The organism is Aeromonas oralensis (assembly GCF_049665575.1).
GTDB lineage: Bacteria > Pseudomonadota > Gammaproteobacteria > Enterobacterales > Aeromonadaceae > Aeromonas > Aeromonas hydrophila.
On record NZ_CP187186.1, the window covers coordinates 2,502,429 to 2,526,205 of the forward strand.

Genomic DNA, 23,777 nt, shown 5'->3' on the forward strand with positions numbered 1-23,777 from the left:
GGGAGGAGAACTGACATGCTACTGGATCATGCCAACCAAACCTTCGATCAGTGCATTAAATGCACCGTCTGTACCGCTTACTGCCCGGTGGCCAAGGCCAACCCGGCCTACCCCGGCCCCAAGCAGGCGGGTCCGGATGGGGAGCGGCTGCGCATCAAGAGCCCCGAGCTCTTTGACAGCGCCCTCAAATACTGCACCAACTGCAAGCGCTGCGAAGTGGCCTGCCCGAGCGGGGTGCGCATCGGCGACATCATCGCCAAGGCCAAGCACCAGTACAGCGGCTTCAAACCGGGGATCCGCGAGTTCGTGCTCTCCCACACCGATCTGATGGGCAGCATGTCCACCCTGATGGCCCCGGTGGTCAACTTCACCACCGGCCTCAAGCCGATGAAGCTGGTGCTGGACAAGGCGCTGGGGGTCTCCTCCCACCGCGATCTGCCCAAATACTCCCAGGGCACCTTCCGCGGCTGGTACAAGAAACAGAAAGCGGGTCAGGCCCGCTTCGAGCGCCAAATCGCTTACTTCCACGGCTGCTACGTCAACTACAACCACCCGCAGCTCGGCAAGGAGCTGGTGCAGGTGCTCAACGCCATGAACATCGGCGTTCAACTGCTGGAGCGGGAGAAGTGCTGCGGCGTGCCGCTGATTGCCAACGGCTTCATGGACAAGGCCAAGCAGCAGGCGGCCTTCAACATCAAACAGCTGGAGAACACCCTGCTCGGCAACGAGATGCCGCTGCTGGCCACCTCCTCCACCTGCGGCTTCACCCTGCGCGACGAATATCCCCACCTGCTGGAGCAGGACAACCACAAGGTGCGCGATCGCATCTCGCTGGTGACCCGCTTCCTGTGGAACGAGTTCTACAAGGGCAACAAGCCGGCGATGAAGCCGCTCAATCTGCACATCGCCTACCACACCCCCTGCCACATGGAGAAGATGGGCGGCGTCATCTATACCCTCGAGCTGCTGCGCGCCATCCCCGGTGTCAAGGTGACCGTGCTGGACTCCCAGTGCTGCGGCATCGCCGGCACCTACGGCTTCAAGTCGGAGAACTACCAGACCAGTCAGGCCATTGGCGAGGGGCTGTTTGATCAGATAAACCGGCTCAAGCCCGATCTGGTCATCACCGACTGCGAAACCTGCAAGTGGCAGATCGAGATGAGCACGCCGTTCTGCTGTGAACACCCCATTCACCTGCTGGCCAAAGCCTTGGCCTGAGATGAGCACGTCCATATCCGCTTGCGAGCCCCCCATCCACCTGAGGGCCCGCTCGGCAAAAACCAGATAGAAAAAGAGCCGGCAAGTGCCGGCTCTTTTTATTGGTGCATCGCTCGAATGAGCCATGGTCCCCATGAGCAGCTCACTGATTGAATCCGGCAACCAACAGGATCCATTCCCTCCCCTTTAGCTCCGACACAACAGCATATTTATTCACATTGCTTTTCTTATCTCCAAATGGATAGAAGGCAAGCGATCTTAGTTGCATCCCCTTGCGGGACACGGGCTGGCGGGCCATGGCCGCCACGGTGCATGGTGCACCGCGTTAACAATGATGCAATAAGTTGAGTTTCCTCATAATTTAACCGGGATCTCATTTCCGCTTGTTGCCTGCTCCGACAATTGATCTAGCGCAATCCCGCTCCCGATAAATCATCATTCGTTTTACCCATTTGGTAATATCCAGCTCGAGCAATCGCATAAATACATGGGTTTTATTCACTAATAACAATTAATCGGCCTGCCTGCTCCTGCCTAGTGCGGGGGCTGATGCCCACATCCAGGATGGAACGGTCAGGCTTGGCAATGAGATCGATTTGGGAGTGATGATCGTGAGTTCACACAACAGACAGACCAGGCTGGGCCTCGCCGCCCTGCTGCTTACCACCTGCCTTGGCACCAGCGGCTGGGCACAGGCGGCCGACGAGGCACAACCCAAGGGCAAGATCGAGGCGCGCAGCGAGCTGTTCGCCAAGGATCACGCCGATCAGTTCACCAGCTGGAAAGGCACCAGCGAGAGCAAGGAGCGCACCGACGCCCTGGCGGAAGATCCGCAGATGGTGGTGCTCTGGGCCGGCTACCCCTTCTCCAAGGATTACAACAAGCCGCGCGGCCACTTCTATGCCCTGACCGACGTGCGGGAAACCCTGCGTACCGGCGCCCCCAAGACCGCCGAAGACGGTCCGCTGCCCATGGCCTGCTGGAGCTGCAAAGGCCCGGACGTGGCTCGCGTCATCGACGAGAAGGGTGAGGATGGCTACTTCAAGGGGATGTGGGCAAAAGGCGGCCCCGAGATCGTCAACACCATCGGCTGCGCCGACTGCCACGATACCGCCTCGAAAGAGTTCAAGGAGGGGGAAACCCGCCCTGCACCTCTCCCGTCCCTATGCCGACCGTGCCATGACTGCCATCGGCAAGCCGTTCAAAGAGCAGGGGCGCTTCGATCAGCAGTCCCAGGTGTGCGGCCAGTGCCACGTGGAGTACTACTTCAGCGGCCCCACCAAGGCGGTGAAGTTCCCCTGGGACAAGGGCACCACTGTTGAGCAGATGGAGCAGTATTACGATGAAATAGGCTTTGCTGACTGGACCCATGCCCTCTCCAAGACCCCCATGCTCAAAGCCCAGCATCCCGAGTACGAGACCTGGCGCGCCGGCATTCACGGCCAGAACAACGTCGCCTGCGTCGACTGCCACATGCCCAAGGTGCAGAACGAGCAAGGCAAGGTCTACACCGATCACAAGGTAGGCAACCCCTTCGATCGCTTCGACCAGACCTGCCGCAACTGCCACACCCAGAGCAAGGAGATGCTGCAAGGGGTGGTCAAGCAGCGCAAGGATGCCGTCACCGAGATCAAGCTCAAAGTCGAGAAGCAACTGGTGCACGCCCACTTTGAAGCCAAGGCCGCCTGGGATGCCGGCGCCACCGAGGCCGAGATGAAGGACATTCTGCAGGACATCCGTCACGCCCAATGGCGCTGGGACTTCTCCATCGCCTCCCACGGGGTGCAGATGCACGCCCCGGAAGTGGCGCTGCGCATGCTGGGGACCGCCCTGGACAAGGCCGCCGATGCCCGCACCAAGCTGGCACGCCTGCTGGCCGCCAAGGGGATCAGCCACGAAATCGCCATTCCTGACATCTCCAGCAAGGAGAAGGCCCAGGCCGCTCTTGGTATGGACATGAAGCAGATGAACAGCGACAAGGCCCAGTTCCTCAAGACCACAGTCCCCGCCTGGGATGCCGAGGCCAAAGCGGCCGGACGGCTCGCACAATGACGAGGCATGCGGGCCCGCAGTGTCGGGCCAGCAGCCGGATGGAGGCTTCCTATGGGTGATTTAACAATGGATTTCTTACGACTGATGCTGATGGCAGCCATGCTGCTGACCAGCCTGCAGGGCCAGGCCGCCGATGCGGCCGGCGCGCCTGCGGCCCTCCCTGCCACACCTGTCTCTGCTACACATGAGGTGGAGTTTTTGCGCAATCCCGATGCCGCCTGTACCGACTGCCACAAGGAGCAGGCATACGGCATGCACGGCAAACACGGCCAGGCGACCAACCCCAACAACCTGGCGCCGGTCACCTGCACCAACTGCCATGGTCAGCCCTCCCCCAAACACAGGGAAGGGGTCAAGGATGTGATGCGCTTTAGCGACAGCTTCAAGGACAAACAGAGTACCGAGAGCTACCCCATCGCCGAGCAGAACGGGGTCTGCATGAGCTGTCACGAGCCCAAACCGCTGCGCGAGGCGCTCTGGGCCCACGACGTGCACGCCACCAAGCTCACCTGCACCAGCTGCCACCAGCTGCACCCGGCCAAGGAGCCCATGGTGGCTATTCCGGAGAAGTCCCGCATCAAGCTCTGCGTCGACTGCCACAGCAAGCAGCATGAGGCCGTCAAGGCGGCCAAGGCGAACACCACCTCGGGCAAGGAGGCACAATGAGCTGCTCTCGCCGTCACTTCATGGCGGGGATGAGCGCAGGAGCCCTCATCATGATGACGGGGGCTGCTCGTGCCAACACCCGCTCTCTTGCCACCACCCTCGCCCACAGCCAGACCATCGACGGGGTCCGCTACGGCATGATCCACGACGAGACGGCCTGCATCGGCTGTACCGCCTGCATGGATGCCTGCCGGGAGGTGAATCAGGTGCCAGAGGGGGTCTCGCGCCTCGAGATCATCCGCTCCGGCCCCATCGGCACCTTCCCTGATGCCGAGTACCACTTCTTTCGCAAGTCCTGCCAACACTGCGACAACGCCCCCTGCGTGCACGTCTGCCCGACCGGTGCCTCCCATATCCGCAAAGAGGATGGCATCGTCGACGTCAACCCGGATCTCTGCGTCGGCTGCATGTACTGTCTGGCCGCCTGTCCCTATCAGGTGCGCTTCATCAACCCTGTGACCAAGGTGGCGGACAAGTGCGACTTTTGCCGCAAGACCAACCTGGCGGCGGGCAAGGAGCCGGCATGCGTGGAATCCTGCCCTACCAAGGCGCTGGTGTTCGGCAATCTGGATGACCCGGACAGCCCCATCGCCAAACGGCTGGTGAAGGAGACCACCTATCGCTACAAGCAGGCACTCGGCACCTCGCCCAAGATGTACCGCGTGCCCAAAGGGGAGATAAAGTCATGACGATGCAAGAGGCGTTTCACTTCCCTTCCCTCGTGTGGGGATTTGTCCGATCGCCATCTACCGCAGTAACAGAAGGAGGAATGGATCATGTTGCATGACGCATTTCACTTCTCCTCGCTGGTGTGGGACTGGCCCATCGCCATCTATCTCTTTCTGCTCGGCATCTCCGCCGGGGCCACCACCCTCTCGGTGCTGCTGCGCCGCAAGGGGGCCGGCAGCGAGAGCGGCATCATCAAGGCGACCGCCATTCTGGCGCCGGTGAGCGTGGTGCTGGGGTTACTGATCCTCATCTTCCACCTGGCCCGCCCCTGGACCTTCTGGAAGCTGATGTTCCACTATCAGTTCGACTCCGTGATGTCGATGGGGGTCATGCTGTTCCAGGTCTACATGGCGGTGCTGTTCGCCTGGCTGGCGGTGGTGTTTCGCTCCGAGATCGAGACCTTGCGCCGTCACCTGCTGCAAGAGAAGTTCGCCTTTGTGGATGATCTCATCGCTTGGCTTGCCCGCATCGAGCGGCTGCTGGCGCCGCTCTTGTTGCTGCTTGCCGTGCTCTTGGGGGCCTACACCGGCTTTCTGCTCTCCGCGCTCAAGACCTATCCGCTCTTGAACAACCCGGTGCTGCCGGTGCTGTTCCTCATCTCCGGCGTCAGCTCCGGCATCGCCTCCACCATCTTGCTGGCGGTCACCCTGTTCAAGGAGAACCATCACAGCCAGGGGGTGAGCTTTGTCCACCGCTTCGAGCGGCCGGTGCTGGCGGTGGAGGTGCTGCTGCTGGTCTGCTTCTTTACCGGCCTCTACTTCGGTGGCGGCCAGAAGGAGGCAGCCATGTGGGCCGCCATCGGCAGCGGCTTCTGGGCTCAGGTATTCTGGCTCGGGGTGGTGGGCATCGGTATGCTGCTGCCCCAGTTGCTGGCCCTGCTGGCCCCGGCGCCACTGCGGGCCAAAAACGGCTATCTGGTACTGGTCTGCAGCCTGACCCTGGTGGGGATCCTGCTGCTGCGCTACTTCGTGCTTTATGCCGGCCAGATGACGGTAGTTTAAAAACCGGTTCACGCTCCTGTTGCGAGGCCGTGATCAAGGCTCATGTGCTGCTCGGAATCCTCATGTATTAACATACACTCCGGTTCCTGCGCTGCTCTTTACCTTGCTGACGACCTCTCACGACGGATCGTGAATCGGTTATTGAAAGCTGGGGATAAGCGCCAGCCGCCCTTCGGGTGACTGGCGCTTATTTGTTGCGATGAGTTGTTGCGATTGGTTGTTGCCAGAAATGTGGATGTTATCCCCCAGCGCCGGTACGGTGCAGACGCTGCGGCATAACATAGACGAATGATTGACTGGAGGTTGTGTGCTGGCGGAGCTCGGCTATCTCTCACTGTTGCTGGCGACCGGGCTCGCCCTGCTGCAAGGGCTGCTGCCCTGGCTGGGGCTGCGGCTCGCCTCACGGCCGCTGCTGGGCTGCGCAACACCGCTGGCCCTCCTGGTCGCACTCCTGCTGTTGGCCGCCCTGCTGCTGCTCGCCAGCTGTTTTGGCCAGGATGACTTCACCCTGGTCTATGTGGCCCAGCACGCCAACAGCGCCCTGCCGCTGGGCTTCAAGCTGGCGGCTGTGTGGGGCGGTCACGAGGGCTCCATGCTGTTCTTCGTCTTTGCGCTGGGGCTGTGGGGCGCGCTGGTGGCTCTTTGCTCCAGGCGGGTCGATCCGCTGATCACAACCCGGGTATTGGCCATCATGGGGCTGATCGTCGGGCTGTTCGGCCTCTATACCCTGATCTTCTCCAGCCCGTTCGACCGCCAGTTCCCGGGGCCGCTGGAGGGGCGCGATCTCAACCCTATGCTGCAGGACATCGGCCTCATCATCCACCCACCCCTGCTCTATCTCGGTTACGTCGGCTTTGCGGTCAACTTCGCCTTCGCCATGGCGGCGCTGCACTCGGGTCGGCTCGATGGCGCCGTGGCCCACTGGAGCCGCCCCTGGGCGCTCGGCTCCTGGGTCTTTCTCACCGCCGGCATCGTGCTGGGCTCCTGGTGGGCCTATTACGAGCTCGGTTGGGGTGGCTGGTGGTTCTGGGATCCGGTGGAAAATGCCTCTCTCTTGCCCTGGCTGCTCGGCACCGCCCTGCTGCATGCCCTGGTGGTGTGCGAGAAGCGTGGCGCTTACGGCCACGCCGTGCTGCTGCTCTCCATCTTTACCTTCTCCTTGAGCCTGCTCGGCACCTTCGTGGTGCGCTCCGGGGTGCTCACCTCGGTGCACGCCTTTGCAGTCGACCCCAGCCGCGGCCTCACCCTCCTGTTGCTGCTCGGCTTGCTGCTCACCTGTGCCCTCACCCTGTTTGCCCTGCGGGCCGACATTCGCGCTCCCTATGCCCGCTTTGGCTTGCTGTCAAAAGAGGGACTGCTCGGCGCCGCCATCCTGCTGCTCAGCGTGGCCTGCGCCAGCGTGCTGCTCGGCACCTTCTACCCCATGGTGTTCCAGTCGCTCCATCTGGGCTCGCTCTCGGTGGGCGCCCCCTATTTCAATACCATCTTCGTGCCGCTGGCCCTCTGCCTGATGGCGCTGATGACCCAGCTGCCGCGCCTGCGCTGGCAGCATCTGGCAACCCAGCGCCGCATCAAGGTGCTGCTCCAATGCCTGTTCGGCCTGCTGGGGGGCACTTTGCTGAGCCTCGCCTATCCCGAGCCGCTGCGAGGCGGCTGGCTGGGGCTCACGGCCAACGTGCTGAGCCTCTGGCTGATGGCCAGCCTGCTGCTCCCGCTCTTGCAACCGACATCGCGGCGCGAGCTCACCCTCAATCGGTTCGGCAGCCTGCTGGCCCACCTCGGGGTGGCGGTGTGCACCCTCGGCATTGCGCAGGTGAGTCACCACAGTCAGGAGGGGGGCGCCGTGCTCGCCGCAGGCCAGCCCTATCGGCTCGGCGCCTTCGAGTTTCGCTATGAGGGGAGCGAGCCGATCATCGGCCCCAACTACACCGCCGAGCGCATCACTCTCGGCGTGCACAAGGACGGTAAAGAGGTGGCCAGGCTCACCCCGGAGCGGCGCCACTACAGCGTGCGCACCATGAACATGAACGAGCCCGGCATCGCGTGGGGGCTGTTTGGCGATCTCTACGTGGTGCTTGGCGAAAAGATGGGACCCGGCGCCTATGCCATGCGGCTGCACTACAAGCCGCTGGTGCGCTGGATCTGGCTCGGCGGCCTGTTGATGATGGCGGGTGGCACCCTGCGCCTGCTCGCCCGCCGGCCGCTGCTGGCTAACCATCCTGCGCCAGCGACCGCCCCCTACCCTCGGCTTGAACAGGAGACCTTATGAACGCCCGTCTGCGCCTGTTCGTGCCGCTCGTGCTCACCCTGGGGCTCGGTGCTCTGCTCTGGCTCGGCCTTGGCAACAACCCCTACAGCCAGGATGAGGCCGTCGCCGGGCGCACCCTGCCTGCCTGGCAGAGTGACGATCTGCTTGGCGGCGCTCCCGTCCACACCGCGGCGCTCAAGGGGGAGCCCTTTGTCCTTAACATCTGGGCCAGCTGGTGCCCCAACTGCCGCGCCGAGCATCCGCTGCTGGGTGATCTGGCCAGCGCCGTGCCCCTCTATGGCCTCAACTATCGGGACAAGGGGGATGCCGCCCGCGCCTGGCTCACCGAGGCTGGCAACCCCTATCGCGCCGTGCTGGCCGACCCCGACGGCCGACTCGCCCTGGAGCTTGGCGTCTATGGCACGCCGGAGACCTATCTCTTCGCCGGCGACGGTACCCTGCTGACCCGCCATACCGGCCTGCTCACCCGGGAGATCTGGCAACGCCAGTTTGCCCCCCTGCTTGCAAAGGCCCGCAGCAACACCGCCAGCCAGCCCGAAGTGGAAAGAGAAGTGGAGAGAGAAGTAAAGAGACAAGTGCGGGAGAGCAAGCCATGAGCCGTCTCGGCCACGCCCTGATCGCGCCGCTCTTGCTGGCCTTGAGCCTCGGGGCCCTTGCCAGCGGGGTCGACACCTATGAGTTTCGCCACCCCGAGCGGCAGACCCGCGCTCAGGAGCTGGCCCGCGCCCTGCGCTGCCCCCAGTGCCAGAACCAGAACCTGGTGGAGTCCAACTCCCCCATCGCCCGGGATCTGCGGCTCGAGGTCTACCGCTGGGTGGACGAGGGGCAGTCTGATGAGCAGGTGATCGCCCGCATGACGGAGCGCTTCGGTGATTTCGTGCGCTACGATCCCCCCTTCAAGCGCAGCACGGCGCTGCTGTGGGGCGGCCCCGCCCTCTTACTGTTGCTGGCCCTCAATCGCCTGCGCAGGAGCCTGCATCGCCGGCAACCGGCGCGGGTGCCGCTTATCGGCGACAGAGCCGAGGGGGCGCTCGCCCACGACCCCAGGGCCGAGCTGAACCGGCTGATCATGGCCGAGCAGCAGGCGGGGCTTGCTCCCCACAGCCGCCTCTACCGGGAGCTGGAGCTGGCCCGCCTCGCCAACGCCACCCCACCTGCCGAGCAGGCCCTGCGCGATCGGCTGGCCAGAGATCGCACCGTCCGCCCGCAGCTTAGGCTGCGCTCATGGATACTGCTTGGAACCCTGTTGCTGGCGCTGATGGCCGGTATTTATGCCGGCACCGGCCGCTATCCGGCGTGGCTGGCTTATCAGTCGCGCCCCGATCCGCTGGCGGGATTGAGCCCGCGGGATCTGCAGGACAAGGAGCTGGGCGCCTTGCACCAGCGTCTGCAAGCCAACCCCGCCGATCTTGACGGCTGGGCGGCGCTCGGCCAGCTCTATCTCTATCGGGACGAGTACGCCAACGCCCTGCTCGCCTACCAGCGCCTCGCCCTGCAAGAGGGCTGCGCCAGCGCGGCGACCCAGGCCGCCCAGGCCACCGTGCTCTACTACCAGGCAGGCCAGCAGCTCACCCCGGAGGCGCTACACCTGATCGATAGCGCGCTCAAGCAGGACAAGGGCGAGGTGAGCGCCCTGATGCTGCTCGCCTCCGATCACTTCCTGCACGGGCCGCTACTCCCAGGCCATCGCCCTCTGGCAGCAATTGCTGGACGAGGAGCGCCCCCGCATCAACCGCGCCGCGCTGATCGAGGCGATCCAGACCGCCCGCATGATGGGAGGCTGACCGCACGTATGATAGGGGCTGAATGCCCCTGTCACGTTGGGCCCACACAAGCGCCACCGACAGGGAAATCACTTGCCAAGCTCCCGTCGGCGGCCGAACATAGGCGTCTATTGAACCTGTTTCTGGAGCCGCTCCCATGATCCCCATTCGCTGTCACGCCGTCTCCGGCGTCGCGCTCTCCACCGTCCGGGGCGAGGCCCGGTTGCTGATGATGAAACGGGTCAAGGGCGGCTTCTGGTGCCATGTGGCGGGCACGGTCGAGACAGGGGAAACCGGTTGGCAAACCATAGTGCGCGAATTTCGCGAGGAGACCGGCATCGTCGTGCACGAACTCTACAACGGCCAGTATCTGGAGCAGTTTTACGAGCACGCCACCAACACCGTCTGTCTGGTGCCGGTGTTCGTGGTCTACTGCCCGCCAACGCAGGCGGTGACCCTCAATCACGAGCACACCGAGTACCGCTGGTGCAGCCTGGCCGAGGCCAAGGCGCTGGCGGGCTTCCCCGGCCAGCAGGCACTCTATGATCACCTCTGGCACTACTTTGTCGAAAACAGCCCCTCGGCGCTGATGCGGGTGGCCATGACACCATAGCGGGTGCATGCCAAGAGCCCTGCCGTTATCCCCTTGATCTTGTGATGATCTACATCCGGCCATGGCGGCCATCAGCGCATGTTGTCGACCCTGATCAGGCCATTTTCAGCAAAGATGATCACCCAGAATGAGCGAGAGGAAGGAAACAAGCAGCAGAGAGAGGTAAAAGAGTGACTATCTAGCGGCCAGGGGCCGCCGCCAGCCGCGCACCTCGACCAGGTTCCCCACTCCTGCCCACCCTGTAATTACTCGTATGAAACCATCCGTAGCTGCCATTACCGTTATTTCAAGGTGCGCCATCCCATAAAATTGAAATATCGGGCCATTAGACGTTGTGAAGCGTCAATTACCGTCATATAACTTAGCCAAATATCCCTGTCAGCCGTACGGTAGCGTCAAATCATGATTACTCGCCCTTTTCTTACCCTGTTGCTCGGTGCCTTCCTTGTTCCCGTCAGCATGGAGAGCGCCCAGGCCAATCCGTTTTCAGCCCAGTCCCACTCCCCCAACAGCTTTCTGGAGCAGCGCAACGATCTGGCGCTGAGCTCCGCCGCCTTCGTGGTGGCCAACCCGCGCACCGGTGAAGTGCTGTCGGAACGCAACGCCAACCGGGTGATGCCGATAGCCTCCATCACCAAGCTGATGACGGCGCTGGTGGTGCTCGATGCCAACCAGCGGCTCTCCGAGATGCTGACCGTTACCATGGCCGACGTGGACAGACTCAAAGGCACCGGGTCGCGGCTGGCGGTGGGCTCGCGCCTGAGCCGGGCCGACATGCTGCATATCGCCCTGATGTCGTCGGAAAACCGCGCCGCGTCGGCGCTGGCCAGAAACTACCCGGGTGGCCAGCGCGCCTTCATCGAGGCGATGAACGCCAAGGCCCGCATGCTCGGCATGTGGAGCACCCAGTTCTCCGACAGTACCGGCCTCACCCCCCGCAACGTCTCCAGCGCCCACGATCTCGCCAAGCTGGTGGCGGCGGCATCCACCTATCCGCTTATTCGCCAGTACTCCTCCACCGAGGAGCGCATGGTGCGCAACGGCAAGCGCCAGCTGCACTACCTCAACTCCAACCGGCTGGTGCGCGAAGGGAGCTGGCCCATCTCCCTCTCCAAGACCGGCTACATCCGCGAGGCGGGTCGCTGCCTGGTGATGGCCACCCAGATCAACCGCGAGCCGGTGATCATGGTGCTGCTCAATGCCGACACTCCCAACGCCCGGGTGGCCGATGCCAAACGGATCAAATCCTGGCTGGAGACTTCCGGTCGCATGAGCCTGACCGCCCAGTCCAGCCCCCAGACCAAGCTGTTCAGCAGCCAGTAACACGCCCGGCGATCATCGTCAAAAAAGCCCCCGCATCCAGGTGCGGGGGCTTTTGTTGTTGAGCCTTGTGAACAAATCCGCTGGCTAGGGCGCCGAAGTGCTGGCGATCAGACCGGCTTGAGCCGTGCGGTGAAATGGCGCAGCAGTGGCGGCTCGTAGTCGAAGGTAAGCCCGCGAATGTCGCTGGCCCGCGCTTTCACTGCGATCAAGCAGTCGGCCACATAGTCCATGTGATCCCGGGTGTAGACCCGGCGCGGAATGGTGAGACGCAACAGCTCGAAGTCCGCCGCCTCCTGCTTGCCAGTGGCGGGATCGCGCCCCAGCAACAGGGAGCCTATCTCCACTCCGCGCACGCCCCCTTCCAGATAGAGTTCGCAAGCGAGCGCATGGGCGGGGAACTGCTCGGCCGGAATATGGGGCAGCAGCTTCTTGGCATCGACAAACACCGCATGACCGCCGGTGGGGGTCTGGATCGGGATGCCCGCCTCGGCCAGCCGCTCGCCGAGATAGGCCACTTGACTGATGCGATAGGTCAGATACTCCTCATCCATCCCCTCGCGTAGGCCGATGGCGAGCGCCGCCATGTCCCGCCCGGCAAGGCCGCCATAGGTGACAAACCCCTCCATCGCCACGCAGCGCACCTGCACCGCGCGAAACAGCTCGAGATCCTCTTTAAAGCAACAGAGCCCGCCGATATTGACCAGCCCGTCTTTTTTGGCGGACATGGTGAAGATGTCCCCCAGCGCAAACATCTGGCGCACGATCTCCTTGATGCTGCACTTGGCATAGGCCGGATCCCGCTCCTTGATAAACCAGGCGTTCTCGGCGAAGCGGGCGGCGTCGATCACCACCGGAATCTGGTGGCGACGGGCCAACTCGGATACCGCCTCCATATTGGCCATGGAGACCGGCTGGCCGCCCGCGCTGTTGCAGGTGACCGTGATGATGATGCCGGCCACGTTGGCGGCCCCCAGGGTTTCGATGGTGTCGGTCAGGCGAGGGAGATCAAAATCCCCCTTCCAGGCGTAGGGGGCCGTGGTGTCGAGGGCTTTCGGAGTGAGCAAATTGATGGCCCGCGCGCCGGCCAACTCCACGTGGGCCTTGGTGGTATCGAAGTGGTAGTTGGAGATGAAGACCGGCGCCTTGCCCTGGCAGCGCTTGACCAGCTCGGGGAAGAGGATCTGCTCGGCCCCGCGCCCCTGGTGGGTAGGCATCACATGCTGGTAGCCAAAGATCTCGCGCACCGCGCGCTCCAGCTCGACGAAGTTGCGGCTACCCGCATAGGCTTCATCCCCCATCATGATGCCGGCCCACTGACGATCGGACATGGCGCCGGTGCCGCTGTCGGTCAGCAGATCAATATAGACATCCTCGGCCAGCAGCAGGAAGGGGTTCCAGCCAGCGGCCTCGAGGGCGGTGCGGCGCTCGGCGCCAGTGGTCTGTTTGATGGGCTCGACCATCTTGATACGAAACGGCTCGGGTATACGACGCATATAAGACTCCTCACCGGCGCAAGGCCAGTGTGTTTGAAATTGGAATTGGCAAAGAGGCCGGGGCGATCAGGGTCGTCCGGCTGACAAATTCAAACGGCGGATGCCGCCAATCAGCGGTGAGGAAAGTCGAAGGTCAGAATGGGATCCCGGGTATACCAGTGGGCGAGCAGGCAGGCTGCCCGGGGCGTAGCTGTCATGATTGGCATCACTCCCCTCCATGTCGGTTGTAAACAGTCGGTGGCCAACAAGATCCATTGATGGGTGCTGCCAGCGGGCAGCCTCGCCACGTTAACGGCTGGTTAATTTGCAAACAAGGGACGCACTGACGGGCTGTGCGCCCGCTCACAAAGCGTCCATTCATCCGGCTCGATGCGGGTAACTGTGATCCCCCCAGCCCTCCGCTTCGTTAAGCTGTTATCCCGTTGACTTGACCCTGTTCATGCCGCCCCTTGCCAACCATCGGAAGTCCCATGCATCGCAAACCCCATCTGCCCGAGAAGATCTGCCCCGTCTGCCAGCGTCCCTTCAGCTGGCGGCGCAAGTGGGCACATAGTTGGGAGGCCGTGCGCTACTGCAGCGAACGCTGTCGCCACACTCGTCATAGCAGCCATCCACATAACGGGGAGCCAGTCTGATGGAGCTGCGCCTCGTGCTCGGCGATCAGCTGAATGCCGGTCACAGCTGGTTTCGCACACCGGATCCAGCGGTCTGCTATCTGATGGCGGAGCTGCGCCAGGAGACCGACTACTGTCGCCACCATCGCCAGAAGGTGCTGGCCTTCTTTGCCGCCATGCGCGTCTTCGCGGCGGCCCTTGGCAAGGCGGGCCACCGCGTCTGTTACCTGACCCTTGATGAGAGCGCCCGCTGGCCCGACTTGCCCAGCCTGCTGGCAGCCCAGATCGCGGCGCATCAGGCCGACAGCGTTGCCTGGCAGAGCCCGGACGAGTGGCGCCTCGCCAGCCAGTTGAAAAGCTGGGCTGCGGGCCTCGCCATCCCTGCCACCGAGGTGGAGAGCGAACATTTTCTCACCCCCCGCGATGGCTGGCAGCGCTATCCCCACAGCCGGATGGAGTTCTTCTACCGCGCCCTGCGAAAGCAATACAGGGTGCTGCTCGATGAGCGCGGCCAGCCCCTTGGTGGGCGCTGGAACTTTGATGACGAGAACCGCGCCAAATTGCCGGCGAGCCAGCCCATCCCGGCCCCCCTCACCTTTGCCAACGAGGTGAGCGACATCGATGCCATGCTGACCCGCCACGGGGTCAGCACCATCGGCGAGGCAGATGCCAGCAGACTGCCCTGGCCCATCAGCCGGCGTCAGAGCCGCGAGTTGCTGACCCATTTTCTGACCCACTGTCTGCCCCACTTTGGCCGCTATCAGGATGCCCTGAGTGAGCGGGGCTGGAGCCTGTTTCACAGCCGCCTGTCGTTTTCCCTCAACAGCAAGATGCTCCACCCGCTCGAGGTGATCCGCGCTGCCGAAGCGCACTGGCAGGCCAATCAGGGCACCATCACCCTGGCGCAAGTGGAGGGCTTTATCCGCCAGATCCTCGGCTGGCGCGAATTCGTGCGCGCCCTCTACTGGGACAAGATGCCCGACTATCAGCAGACCAATTTTCTGGGGGCCAAGCGGCCGCTGCCCGGTTTCTTCTGGAGCGGCGAAACCAAGATGGCCTGCGTGCATCACGCCATTGGCCAGTCTCTGAAGCACGCCTACGCCCACCACATCCAGCGGCTGATGGTGACCGGCAACTTTGCCCTGCTGGCGGGAATCGATCCTGACGAGGTGGATGCCTGGTATCTCGGCATCTATGTGGATGCCATCGAGTGGGTGGAGCTGCCCAACACCCGTGGCATGAGCCAGTTTGCCGACGGCGGTCTGATGGGCAGCAAACCCTACGCCAGCAGCGGCGCCTATCTCGAGCGAATGGGTCACTACTGCAAGGGATGCCACTATCAGGTCAAGGCCCGCCACGGCGACGGGAGTTGCCCGTTCAACAGCCTCTACTGGCACTTTTTGTGGCGCAACCGGGAGAAGCTTGGCTGCAACCCTCGTCTCGCCCTGCCCTATGCCAACTGGGATGGCCAGGCCGCCGAACAGCAGCACGCCATCCTAGGGACGGCGGAGCAGTACCTGATCCGGCTGGAGCAGCTCTGACTGCCACAGCTAATACCAACAAGTCCACACTTTTCAACATTGAAAACCAGTTAAATAAATGTAAATAGATATATATCCCAATTATATCTACACCAGTTGAATATCCTGTGGCGGCTGATTAAGGTGAGGGCCCCAGTCAAGGAGAGACAAGATGGACATAGTGGTACTCGGTGGTGGCGTGGTTGGCGTGACCAGCGCCTGGTATCTGGCCAAGGCGGGTCACAAGGTGACGCTGCTGGAGCGGCGTGACGGAGTGGCCCTTGAAACCAGCCACGCCAATGCCGGCCAGATCTCCCCCGGTTACGCGGCCCCCTGGGCGGCCCCCGGCATTCCCCTCAAGGCCGCCAAGTGGCTGCTGCAAAAGCATGCCCCCTTCACGGTGCGACCGACCTCGGATCCCTTCCAGCTGCGCTGGATGCTGAAGATGTTTGCCAACTGCACCCCGGCGGCCTATGCGGTCAACAAGGGGCGCATGGTGCGGCTGGCCGAATACAGCCGCGACTGCATGAAGCTGCTGCGCGACGAGCTGAGCATCGATTATGAAGGGCGCCAGCTCGGCACCCTGCAGCTGTTTCGCAGTCAGGCCCAGCTCGATGCCAGCAAGCGCGACATCGAGGTGCTGGAAGAGTACGGCGTGCCCTACCAGTCCCTCGATGCCGCTGGCTGTGAAGGGGCAGAACCGGCGCTGGCCCGGGTACGCGGCAAGATAGTGGGCGGCCTGCGCCTGCCGGGCGATGAGACCGGCGACTGCTTCCGCTTCACCAAGGCAATGGCTGCAGAAGCGCAGCGACTGGGGGTCAAGTTCGTGTTCAACTGCGCCATCGACGAGATCGAGCTGGCGCAGGGACGCGCCGTGGCGGTGCGGGCCGGCGAGCAGCGCTTCAAGGCCGACGCCATCGTCTGTGCCCTCGGCAGCTATGCCACAGGGTTCCTGCGCCCGCTCGGGCTCGATCTGCCCGTCTACCCGGTCAAGGGCTACTCCCTCACCCTGCCGATGATCAACGCCGAGGCCTCGCCGCGCAGTACCGTGCTGGACGAAACCTACAAGGTGGCCATCACCCGTTTCGATGAGCGGATCCGGGTTGGCGGCATGGCGGAGCTGTCGGGCTACAACCTGGCCCTCAACCCGAAACGGCATGACACCCTGGCCATGGTGGTCGGCGATCTCTTCCCCGAGGGGGGCGACATCAGCCGCGCCGACTTCTGGACCGGGCTGCGCCCCATGACGCCGGACGGCACCCCGCTGGTGGGCCCAAGCCCCATCCCCGGCCTCTGGCTCAACACCGGTCACGGCACCCTGGGCTGGACCATGGCGGCGGGCTCGGGTCAGCTGCTGTGCGATCTCATCAGCGGCAGCGACACCGCCATCAGCGACGAAGGGCTCACCCTGGCCCGCTACGGCTGAGACTTGTCCTCCGTCTCTTCCCGTTTCATCCCAAAGAGGGAGTGCCTGGCACTCCCTCTTGTTTTGACCCCAGTTTGTTTTGACCGCAGTTTGTTTTGACCCCAGCGCGGTTTATTCAGCCTCTGCCGCCGCGCCGCCCGGCATCAGGGCGGGCTGCGCCTGCCACACCCGGGCGGGATCCGGCTCGGCGATGGCGCTCGCCACCAGTTGCTGCAGCCAGTGGCGATGGAGCAGCCAGATGGGATCCCCCAGGCGCCCCTGCTCCTTGGCGCACTGCTTGACCACATCCGCCGTCCGGTAGAAGTAGCGGATCAGGGTGGTGAGCTCGGGCTCGGGCCAGCGGCAGCCAAAATGGCGCAGCCGCTCGTGCCAGAATGCCAGCTGGCCGCGCTCGTGCTCCTGCTCGAGCCCGTGCAGGGCCGGGATGAGATCCATCGCCTGCCACAGGGCCCCGTAGCCGACGAAGCGCTCATCCAGCGCATCCAGCGCCTGATCCAGCATGGCCAGGGTCTGCGGCCAGTCGTCGGCCTGCTGGCGGATCGCTGCCTGCGCCTCGCACACCGCCGCCAGCCAGTCCATCGCCAGCCGGCAGATGATCGCCTCCTTGTTGGGATAGAGGTGATAGAGCGACTTGATGCCCACCCCGGCGCGGGCGGCGATGGCATTGGTGTTGAGCGCCGCGAACCCCTGCTCCCGCAGCAGCGCCAGGGTGGCCTGCTCGATGCGGGTCGCCACCTCCTGACTGCGCTGCTGCCGCGGCTGACGCCGCATGCAGAGCCCCTCTGGCAATGCGTGTTCCGCCATTGCGTCTTTCCCTCCATGGTCACCGAGTCTCACCACTACATGATGAGACAGACTCAACACAAGTCAAAAAAAGTGCAGCAATCACTGGCATTTTCCGGCGCAGCTGCAATAAACAACTGTGCTCATATTTGCAGTAATCACTGCAATCATACAAGGAGAGCACGCAATGGATGGCAAACAACACAACCACCGCCGGGGGCTTGTCGCCCTGCTGATGACCATCCTGCTCGGCGGCTGCCAGCAGGACAACCGCTCGCAGGAACCGACCAGCACCCTCTACTTCAACGGCAAGATTTACACCCAGGACGGCCAGCGCAGCCTGGCCGAGGCCATGGTGGTCGAGGATGGCAAGTTCCGCTACGTCGGCTCGCGCCAGGGGGCCGAATCCTTCATGACCAACGCCACCCGCCAGGTGGATCTGCAGGGGCGCATGGTGCTGCCGGGGCTGCACGACAACCACATCCACCTGCTCGGCACCGTGGCCCTGCCCATGTGCGATCTGGATGGTCAGGCCGTCGATCTCGATCAGCTGGCTGCCAAGGTCAAGGCGTGCCTGCCCCGCTACGCCGGGCAACCGGGCGAGTGGCTGGTGGTCAATCAGTGGTCCCCCTACGACGGCAATACCCCGACCGCCAGCCATGCCACCCTGCTGGCCGCTCTGGATGCCGTGGCGCCGGACAACCCGGTGGTGCTGCTCGGGGCAGACGGTCATGCCAGTGCCTACAACTCACAGGCACTGGCCAGCGCCGAAGATCAGGATGGCAATCAGGTGGGCTTCAACCCCGCCACATTGGCGCCGGGCGGAGTGTTCGAGCGGTTCATTCCCTATGTGGACTTGACCAGCGGCGTCATCCGGGAGGGAGCCCGCAGCGCCATTCCGGTGCCGGACAGCGGGGTGCTGAGCGCCAGCGATGAGCGGGCCGCCGCCCAGTACGAGCAGATCCTGCCGGCCATTGCCACCTTGATGGCCTCGCGCGGCATCACCGGCGTGCAGGACGCCTGCGCCACCGACTTCATCCGCCAGCGCCTGCTCAGCATGCAGGCACGGGGGCTGCTGCAGATGCGCATCACCGCCGCCACCTGCTTTCACGAGGATGACTACAGCGGCAAGCTGGACATCGAGGGGCACCTGGCCAAGGCCACTCAGGTCAGAAGCGCCTTTGCCGGCAACCCGCTGATCAAGGCCGATGCGGTCAAGATCTTCCTCGACGGGGTGCTGGAGGGGGATCCCTTCACCGCACCGCCTTTCCTGCCCAACGCCGGCATGCTGGAAAACTACCAAAACCCCCATCTGGCGCTGGACCCGGACAGCGGCCGGGTCACCATCACCGCCGACAGCGAAGACGCCGGCAGCAACGGCATCGTCAACTACCGGGAGGCGGATCTGAAACGCTACGTCACCGCGCTGGACGGGGCAGGTTTTGGCATCCACATGCACAGCATCGGTGATCGCAGCACCCGGGTCGGGCTCGATGCGCTGGCCGCCGCCCGCGCCAACAACGGCGATCGGGACATCCCCCACACCCTGGCCCACCTGCAGGTGGTACACCCGGACGATCAGCGTCGCCTCGGCGAGCTCGGGCTCTACCTTACCTTCACCTACGCCTGGACCACGCCCCAGCTCGCCTACGACATGCTGGTCACCCCCTTCATCCAGCCGACCAGGGCCGGCCAGTCCCTGAGCGAGGCGCTCTACGATCCGCTGGGCTATCTGCAGCAGGCCCTCTATCCGGTCGAGAGCAGCCGCAAGGCGGGCGCTATCCTGGTGGCGGGCAGCGACGCGCCAGTCGACAGCCGGGATCCCCGCCCGTTTGAAAACATGGCTGCCGGCATTGTGCGAGCGGCCGGCAGCGACGACGCATTTCGCGCCAGCCAGCGCATCTCGCTCTCCGAAATGCTGGCCGCCTACACCATCAACGGTGCCAAGGCGGTGCGCCAGGGGGAGATCACCGGCTCCATCGAGGCGGGCAAATCCGCTGACTTCATCGTGCTCGACCGGGATCTGTTCGCCCTGGTCGAGGCCGGCACCCCAGAGCAGATTGCCGACACCCGGGTCGAACAGACCGTGTTTCAGGGCAACACCATCTACTCGGCGCCCTGAGCCAAGGCGCAGACAACAAAAAGGCCCCACGAGGGGCCTTTTTTTATGGCTATGTCCCAATTACGTGTTGCATGGGGCGCCCCAGCGCCTCATGCAAGCAACATGAGATATTCACTTCCCGCCCATAGCGCTCCAACATCCTTCGCCAACCCAGATAATTCCTCAGATAGTGGGTCGCGACCCCATGGAACCGTTCCATCCACTCCTTCAATCGCCTGTGGTACCCGTTCACATGTTGGATGTGATATGCACCTACCACTCGCTCTCCCGCACGGTTGTGCACCACTTGGTGGGTCATGCCCTGCGACTTGCTGAAACTGGCATACACCCCAGCGCCATCGCTGCACAGGACGGCATCCGGGGCGATAAGCGGCTCAAGCACCGCCTTAACTGCCCTGGCATTCAGCTGCTCCAACTGGAAGTCAGCCAGGTGACCTGCTCTGTCTTGCACCACCATCACCGGGATGTAATCCGGCCCTGTGCCTCGGGTACAGCCTTTGCCTCCACGATGGCGGGCCGGGCGGGGCAATCCGCGCTGTCCTTTGAACGACGCTAAGAAGAAGGTCTCATCGACCTCGACGATACCCTCTTCCCGTACTGCCTGGTGGCTAGCCATAGCCTTCAGGAAGCGGTGGCGCCATAAAAAGGCGGTGTTTTTACCGACCCCGCAGCGCATCGCCGCCTGCCGGACGGTCAGACCTTCGATGAGGGCCTGAGCATAGTCTTCCCAGCATTGTGGCTTGCGAAGTCGGGCGAGAGGCGTGTTGGTGAGAACGGAACTGGTGCGCAAACACTGCTTGCAGCGATAACGGCGCAGCCCGCGAGACCAGCCCCAGGGAGCCAACTGTGTGGCCTCGGCCTGACAGTGAGGGCAGCATTGGCATGCGGGCAGTTGAGTGGCCAACGAGGTGATGGGGTGAGGGGTGGTGAGTTCATGTTGCGCGAGACGACGCTGACGCAAAGTGAGTAATGGGAAGAGGGACAGTAGGTGTTGAAAGGCTTGGGTATCCATGGTGGAGGCCCTCAAGGTGATGACCTACTTCAAGATTAGCCTTTCAACACATAACTGGGACAGAGCCAAATAAAACGGGAGCCTTGATGGCTCCCGTTTTTTATCCCGTGACGTTGACCGTCATACCTGATTGGCCGGGTTCTCGTGGGCGGAGAACTCCCGCATGAAGGCCTCGGCCCGCTCCACCATCTTGGTGGAGCCCACGAAATAAGGGGTACGCTGGTGCAGCGCGGTTGGCTGGATATCCATGATCCGGCCAAAGCCATCGGAGGCCTTGCCACCGGCCTGCTCCACCAGGAACGCCATGGGGTTGCACTCATAGAGCAGACGCAGCTTGCCGTTCGGGGAGTTGGTACCGGACGGATAGATGTAGATGCCGCCCTTGAGCAGGTTGCGGTGAAAATCGGAGACCAGCGAGCCGATGTAGCGGGAGGTGTAAGGACGGTGGGTCGCCTCGTCCCGCTCCTGACAATATTTCAGGTATTTCTTCACCCCGTCCGGGAACTTGATGTAGTTGCCCTCGTTGATGGAGTAGATCTTGCCCTCCTCCGGAATGCGGATGTTCTCGTGGGAGAGGCAGAAGCAGCCGATGGAAGGGTCGTAGGTAAAGCCGTTGACCCCAAAGCCGGTGGTGTAAACCAGCATGGTCGAGGAGCCGTAGACCACGTAACCGGCCGCCACCTGGCGGTTGCCCGGCTGCAGGAAGTCTTCCAGGGTGACGCCGGCGCCCGGCTTGCTGACCCGGCGGTAGATGGAGAAGATAGTGCCGACGGAGACGTTGACGTCGATGTTGGAGGAACCATCGAGGGGGTCGATCAATACCACGTACTTGGAGTGACGGGAGAGCTCGGAATCAAAGGAGACAAAGTCCTCTTCCTCTTCGGAGGCCATACCGCACACTTCGCCACGGGCTTCCAGCGCCGCCTTGAAACGCTCGTTGGCGTAAACGTCCAGCTTCTGCTGCACCTCGCCCTGCACGTTTTCAGCGCCCATGGAGCCGATGATGTCCGCCAGCCCCGCCTTGTTGATCTCCCGGTTCACCACCTTGGCGGCCAGGCGGATGGAGCTGAGCAGCGAGGTCAGCTCGCCGGTCGCGGTGGGATAATCCGCCTGCTTTTTGACGATGAACTCGCCCATGGTGATCATGTTTCGCATTATTGTTCCTTTAAGATCGTTTCCGTTGGCCTTGAAAACGTTTGCACGCATAGACAAAAAAAGTGCCGATCCTCGGCAGCCTTGTTTTGTAACCTAATGTAACGCCTGTTTTTTGTTTTTGCAGCGAATTAAGCCGCTGAATAAACGCACATCCCCCCCGCATTTTTCGCCCGAAATAGCCCTCAAACTGGTTTCAATCGGTAACTTTTCCGATGTTAATTCGTGGCAAAAACTCACGAAGATGTCGCCATGAGGGTGGCAAGATCCCCGCCATGCTCCCTATCTGGGCCCCATGCCATGGGGGACCGGTCTGCCTCTTGAGATCTCGCCATCAATCCCGCACACTGGCCCGGCTTTGGAAGCAAAAAAACATAAGGATATTCAATGAAAAGGACACTCATTGCCGGCACGGTTGCCGCCCTGTTCGCACTCCCCGCCCTGGCAGCCCAGGTGCCGGCCGGTACCAAGTTGCTGCCGGCAGAACAGCAAACCTTCATCCGCAACATAGGTACCGAACCCGCCTCCATCGATCCCCAGATGGTGGAAGAGAGCGCGGGCAGCGAAATCGTCAACGATCTGTTTGAGGGGCTCTACACCCTGGACGGGGACGGCAAGCTGCAGCCTGCCGGCGCCCTGGGTTACCAGCTCGATCCCACTGGCACCGTCTACACCTTCAAGCTCAGACCCGATGCCAAGTGGTCCAACGGCGAGCCGGTGACGGCGGCAGACTATGTCTATGGCTGGCAGCGGGCGGCGGATCCCAAGAATGCCTCCAACTACGCCTGGTTCATCGAGCTGACCGGCGTCACCAATGCCGCCGAGGTCATCCAGGGCAAGCAGAGCCCGGATACGCTGGGCATCAAGGCGCTCGATGACCATACCCTGCAGATCACCTTGAAAAACCCGGTCCCCTTCTTCCTGAAGACCCTCTCCCACTACACCACCTTCCCGGCGCCGAAGGCGACCATCGAGAAGTTCGGTCATGAGTGGGTCAAGCCGGGCAACATCGTCTCCAACGGCGCCTTCGTGCTCAAGGAGTGGACCCCCAACGAACGTCTCATCTCCGAGCGCAACCCCCATTACTGGGACAACAAGAATACGGTGCTGAACAAAGTGCTCTATCTGGAGATCGTCTCCGACACCGCCGCCTACAACCGCTACCGCGCCGGCGAGCTGCACTACACCAGCTACCCGCTCGAGCAGTACAAGCAGCTCAAGCAGCAGAGCCCGCAGGAGCTGGTGAGCGTGCCGACCCTGGCCACCTACTACTACGTATTCAATACCCAGCGCAAACCGTTCGACAATCCCAAGGTGCGCAAGGCACTCTCCCTGGCCATCGACCGGGACACCATCACCGAGAAGATCCTGGGGCAGGGTCAGATCTCCGCCTTCAGCCTGACGCCGCCCATAGTGGACGGCTTCGAGCTCAAGCGACCGGCCAGCGAGCAGATGAGCAAGGAGGAGCGGATCAAGCAGGCCAAGGCGCTGCTCGCCGAAGCGGGTTATGGCCCGGGCAAGCCGCTGGATGTGGACATCCTCTACAACACCAACGAGGGGCACAAGAAGATAGCGCTGGCCATCTCCTCCATGTGGAAGCACAACCTGGGTGTCCAGGCCAAGCTCAACAACATGGAGTGGAAAACCATGGTGTCGGCCCTCAACGAAGGGGATTTCGGGGTCAGTCGCTACTCCTGGAACGGGGACTACAACGATGCGTCCACCTTCCTCGATATCCTGACCTCCAGCAGCAGCGCCAACAGCGGCAAGTGGTTCAACAAGGAGTACGACGCCCTGCTGAGCAAGGCCCACGACTCGCAGGATGGCGCCGAGCGCAACCGCCTCTATCAACAGGCGGAAGCGGTGATCGAGGCCGACGCCCCTATCGCCCCGGTCTACTTCTACGTCAAGTCCCGCCTGCTCAAGCCCAACATCAAGGGCTACCCCTACCAGAATCCGCAGGATCTGGTCTACTCGAAGGACCTCTACCTCACCGCGCAGTGAGGCTAGATATCCCGCAT

The 23,777-nt window shown here is 62.8% G+C and carries 17 protein-coding genes and 2 pseudogenes; 15 read left to right on the forward strand and 4 right to left on the reverse strand.

Features of this window, described 5'->3' with window-relative positions; translation table 11 throughout:
* Positions 1 to 15 precede the first annotated feature (15 nt).
* The 10 genes and pseudogenes from glpC (at position 16) to pbpG (ending at position 11,634) form a co-directional block, all read left to right on the forward strand.
* Positions 16 to 1,218 (forward strand): anaerobic glycerol-3-phosphate dehydrogenase subunit GlpC, encoded by a 1,203-nt coding sequence (gene glpC / locus ACPDZI_RS11740; RefSeq protein ID WP_438833159.1) that lies wholly within the window; start codon positions 16 to 18, stop codon positions 1,216 to 1,218.
* Positions 1,219 to 1,823: 605 nt separating this feature from the next.
* Positions 1,824 to 3,270: pseudogene (nrfA, locus tag ACPDZI_RS11745) on the forward strand (ammonia-forming nitrite reductase cytochrome c552 subunit).
* Positions 3,271 to 3,321: 51 nt separating this feature from the next.
* Positions 3,322 to 3,936 (forward strand): cytochrome c nitrite reductase pentaheme subunit, encoded by a 615-nt coding sequence (nrfB, locus tag ACPDZI_RS11750; RefSeq protein ID WP_139707263.1) that lies wholly within the window; start codon positions 3,322 to 3,324, stop codon positions 3,934 to 3,936.
* The gene (gene nrfC / locus ACPDZI_RS11755) at positions 3,933 to 4,625 is read left to right on the forward strand and encodes a cytochrome c nitrite reductase Fe-S protein (RefSeq protein ID WP_016350544.1); all 693 of its coding nucleotides are present in this window, start codon (positions 3,933 to 3,935) and stop codon (positions 4,623 to 4,625) included. The genes nrfB and nrfC overlap by 4 nt, the downstream gene beginning before the upstream one ends.
* An 87-nt stretch (positions 4,626 to 4,712) precedes the next feature.
* Positions 4,713 to 5,666 (forward strand): cytochrome c nitrite reductase subunit NrfD, encoded by a 954-nt coding sequence (gene nrfD / locus ACPDZI_RS11760; RefSeq protein ID WP_017409582.1) that lies wholly within the window; start codon positions 4,713 to 4,715, stop codon positions 5,664 to 5,666.
* Positions 5,667 to 5,973: 307 nt separating this feature from the next.
* Positions 5,974 to 7,935: a heme lyase NrfEFG subunit NrfE gene (gene nrfE / locus ACPDZI_RS11765; protein ID WP_438833160.1), complete on the forward strand. Its 1,962-nt coding sequence runs from the start codon at positions 5,974 to 5,976 to the stop codon at positions 7,933 to 7,935.
* The gene (locus tag ACPDZI_RS11770; RefSeq protein ID WP_438833161.1) at positions 7,932 to 8,531 is read left to right on the forward strand and encodes a DsbE family thiol:disulfide interchange protein; all 600 of its coding nucleotides are present in this window, start codon (positions 7,932 to 7,934) and stop codon (positions 8,529 to 8,531) included. The genes nrfE and ACPDZI_RS11770 overlap by 4 nt, the downstream gene beginning before the upstream one ends.
* Positions 8,528 to 9,719 (forward strand): annotated as a pseudogene (gene nrfF, locus ACPDZI_RS11775) (heme lyase NrfEFG subunit NrfF). Before ACPDZI_RS11770 ends, nrfF begins: the two are co-directional and overlap by 4 nt.
* A gap of 136 nt (positions 9,720 to 9,855) precedes the next feature.
* Positions 9,856 to 10,311 (forward strand): NUDIX hydrolase, encoded by a 456-nt coding sequence (locus tag ACPDZI_RS11780; protein WP_201886234.1) that lies wholly within the window; start codon positions 9,856 to 9,858, stop codon positions 10,309 to 10,311.
* 402 nt (positions 10,312 to 10,713) lie between these two features.
* A complete protein-coding gene (pbpG, locus tag ACPDZI_RS11785) occupies positions 10,714 to 11,634 on the forward strand; it encodes a D-alanyl-D-alanine endopeptidase (RefSeq protein WP_005300287.1) in 921 nt (306 codons plus the stop codon).
* A gap of 107 nt (positions 11,635 to 11,741) precedes the next feature.
* Here pbpG and ACPDZI_RS11790 read toward each other — a convergent pair whose 3' ends face one another.
* Complete coding sequence (locus tag ACPDZI_RS11790; RefSeq protein WP_438833162.1) at positions 11,742 to 13,127, reverse strand: tryptophanase; 1,386 nt, start codon at positions 13,125 to 13,127, stop codon at positions 11,742 to 11,744.
* Between the two features lie 470 nt (positions 13,128 to 13,597).
* Between ACPDZI_RS11790 and ACPDZI_RS11795 the strand changes: the two genes are divergently transcribed.
* From ACPDZI_RS11795 to ACPDZI_RS11805, 3 genes are all read left to right on the forward strand, one after another.
* Positions 13,598 to 13,762, forward strand: coding sequence for a DUF2256 domain-containing protein (locus ACPDZI_RS11795; RefSeq protein ID WP_146061788.1), 165 nt, complete (start codon positions 13,598 to 13,600; stop codon positions 13,760 to 13,762).
* Positions 13,762 to 15,282, forward strand: coding sequence for a cryptochrome/photolyase family protein (locus ACPDZI_RS11800; protein WP_438833163.1), 1,521 nt, complete (start codon positions 13,762 to 13,764; stop codon positions 15,280 to 15,282). Before ACPDZI_RS11795 ends, ACPDZI_RS11800 begins: the two co-directional genes overlap by 1 nt.
* 151 nt (positions 15,283 to 15,433) lie before the next feature.
* Positions 15,434 to 16,687 (forward strand): D-amino acid dehydrogenase, encoded by a 1,254-nt coding sequence (locus tag ACPDZI_RS11805; protein WP_011705831.1) that lies wholly within the window; start codon positions 15,434 to 15,436, stop codon positions 16,685 to 16,687.
* A gap of 111 nt (positions 16,688 to 16,798) precedes the next feature.
* Here the strand turns inward: ACPDZI_RS11805 and ACPDZI_RS11810 are convergent, their stop codons facing one another.
* A complete protein-coding gene (locus tag ACPDZI_RS11810) occupies positions 16,799 to 17,491 on the reverse strand; it encodes a TetR/AcrR family transcriptional regulator (RefSeq protein WP_203091581.1) in 693 nt (230 codons plus the stop codon).
* A gap of 166 nt (positions 17,492 to 17,657) precedes the next feature.
* On the opposite strand from ACPDZI_RS11810, the gene ACPDZI_RS11815 reads away from it, so the two are divergent.
* Positions 17,658 to 19,592: an amidohydrolase gene (locus tag ACPDZI_RS11815; protein WP_438833164.1), complete on the forward strand. Its 1,935-nt coding sequence runs from the start codon at positions 17,658 to 17,660 to the stop codon at positions 19,590 to 19,592.
* Positions 19,593 to 19,641: 49 nt separating this feature from the next.
* Here ACPDZI_RS11815 and ACPDZI_RS11820 read toward each other — a convergent pair whose 3' ends face one another.
* Positions 19,642 to 20,604: an IS1595 family transposase gene (locus ACPDZI_RS11820; RefSeq protein ID WP_438833165.1), complete on the reverse strand. Its 963-nt coding sequence runs from the start codon at positions 20,602 to 20,604 to the stop codon at positions 19,642 to 19,644.
* A gap of 120 nt (positions 20,605 to 20,724) precedes the next feature.
* Entirely contained in the window at positions 20,725 to 21,759 is a 1,035-nt protein-coding gene (fbp, locus tag ACPDZI_RS11825) for a class 1 fructose-bisphosphatase (protein WP_029300647.1), read from the reverse strand.
* A 384-nt stretch (positions 21,760 to 22,143) separates the two neighbouring features.
* Here fbp and ACPDZI_RS11830 point away from each other — a divergent pair, with 384 nt between their 5' ends.
* Positions 22,144 to 23,760 (forward strand): peptide ABC transporter substrate-binding protein, encoded by a 1,617-nt coding sequence (locus ACPDZI_RS11830; RefSeq protein WP_263678536.1) that lies wholly within the window; start codon positions 22,144 to 22,146, stop codon positions 23,758 to 23,760.
* Positions 23,761 to 23,777 lie beyond the last annotated feature (17 nt).

What these genes read in the sequence shown, in the direction of transcription:
- glpC (WP_438833159.1), top strand. Translation starts at nt 16, where the DNA reads ATGCTACTGGATCATGCCAACCAAACCTTCGATCAGTGCATTAAATGC.
- nrfB (WP_139707263.1), top strand. Translation starts at nt 3,322, where the DNA reads ATGGGTGATTTAACAATGGATTTCTTACGACTGATGCTGATGGCAGCC.
- nrfC (WP_016350544.1), top strand. Translation starts at nt 3,933, where the DNA reads ATGAGCTGCTCTCGCCGTCACTTCATGGCGGGGATGAGCGCAGGAGCC.
- nrfD (WP_017409582.1), top strand. Translation starts at nt 4,713, where the DNA reads ATGTTGCATGACGCATTTCACTTCTCCTCGCTGGTGTGGGACTGGCCC.
- ACPDZI_RS11770 (WP_438833161.1), top strand. Translation starts at nt 7,932, where the DNA reads ATGAACGCCCGTCTGCGCCTGTTCGTGCCGCTCGTGCTCACCCTGGGG.
- ACPDZI_RS11780 (WP_201886234.1), top strand. Translation starts at nt 9,856, where the DNA reads ATGATCCCCATTCGCTGTCACGCCGTCTCCGGCGTCGCGCTCTCCACC.
- pbpG (WP_005300287.1), top strand. Translation starts at nt 10,714, where the DNA reads ATGATTACTCGCCCTTTTCTTACCCTGTTGCTCGGTGCCTTCCTTGTT.
- ACPDZI_RS11790 (WP_438833162.1), bottom strand. Translation starts at nt 13,127, where the DNA reads ATGCGTCGTATACCCGAGCCGTTTCGTATCAAGATGGTCGAGCCCATC.
- ACPDZI_RS11795 (WP_146061788.1), top strand. Translation starts at nt 13,598, where the DNA reads ATGCATCGCAAACCCCATCTGCCCGAGAAGATCTGCCCCGTCTGCCAG.
- ACPDZI_RS11800 (WP_438833163.1), top strand. Translation starts at nt 13,762, where the DNA reads ATGGAGCTGCGCCTCGTGCTCGGCGATCAGCTGAATGCCGGTCACAGC.
- ACPDZI_RS11805 (WP_011705831.1), top strand. Translation starts at nt 15,434, where the DNA reads ATGGACATAGTGGTACTCGGTGGTGGCGTGGTTGGCGTGACCAGCGCC.
- ACPDZI_RS11810 (WP_203091581.1), bottom strand. Translation starts at nt 17,491, where the DNA reads ATGGCGGAACACGCATTGCCAGAGGGGCTCTGCATGCGGCGTCAGCCG.
- ACPDZI_RS11815 (WP_438833164.1), top strand. Translation starts at nt 17,658, where the DNA reads ATGGATGGCAAACAACACAACCACCGCCGGGGGCTTGTCGCCCTGCTG.
- ACPDZI_RS11820 (WP_438833165.1), bottom strand. Translation starts at nt 20,604, where the DNA reads ATGGATACCCAAGCCTTTCAACACCTACTGTCCCTCTTCCCATTACTC.
- fbp (WP_029300647.1), bottom strand. Translation starts at nt 21,759, where the DNA reads ATGCGAAACATGATCACCATGGGCGAGTTCATCGTCAAAAAGCAGGCG.
- ACPDZI_RS11830 (WP_263678536.1), top strand. Translation starts at nt 22,144, where the DNA reads ATGAAAAGGACACTCATTGCCGGCACGGTTGCCGCCCTGTTCGCACTC.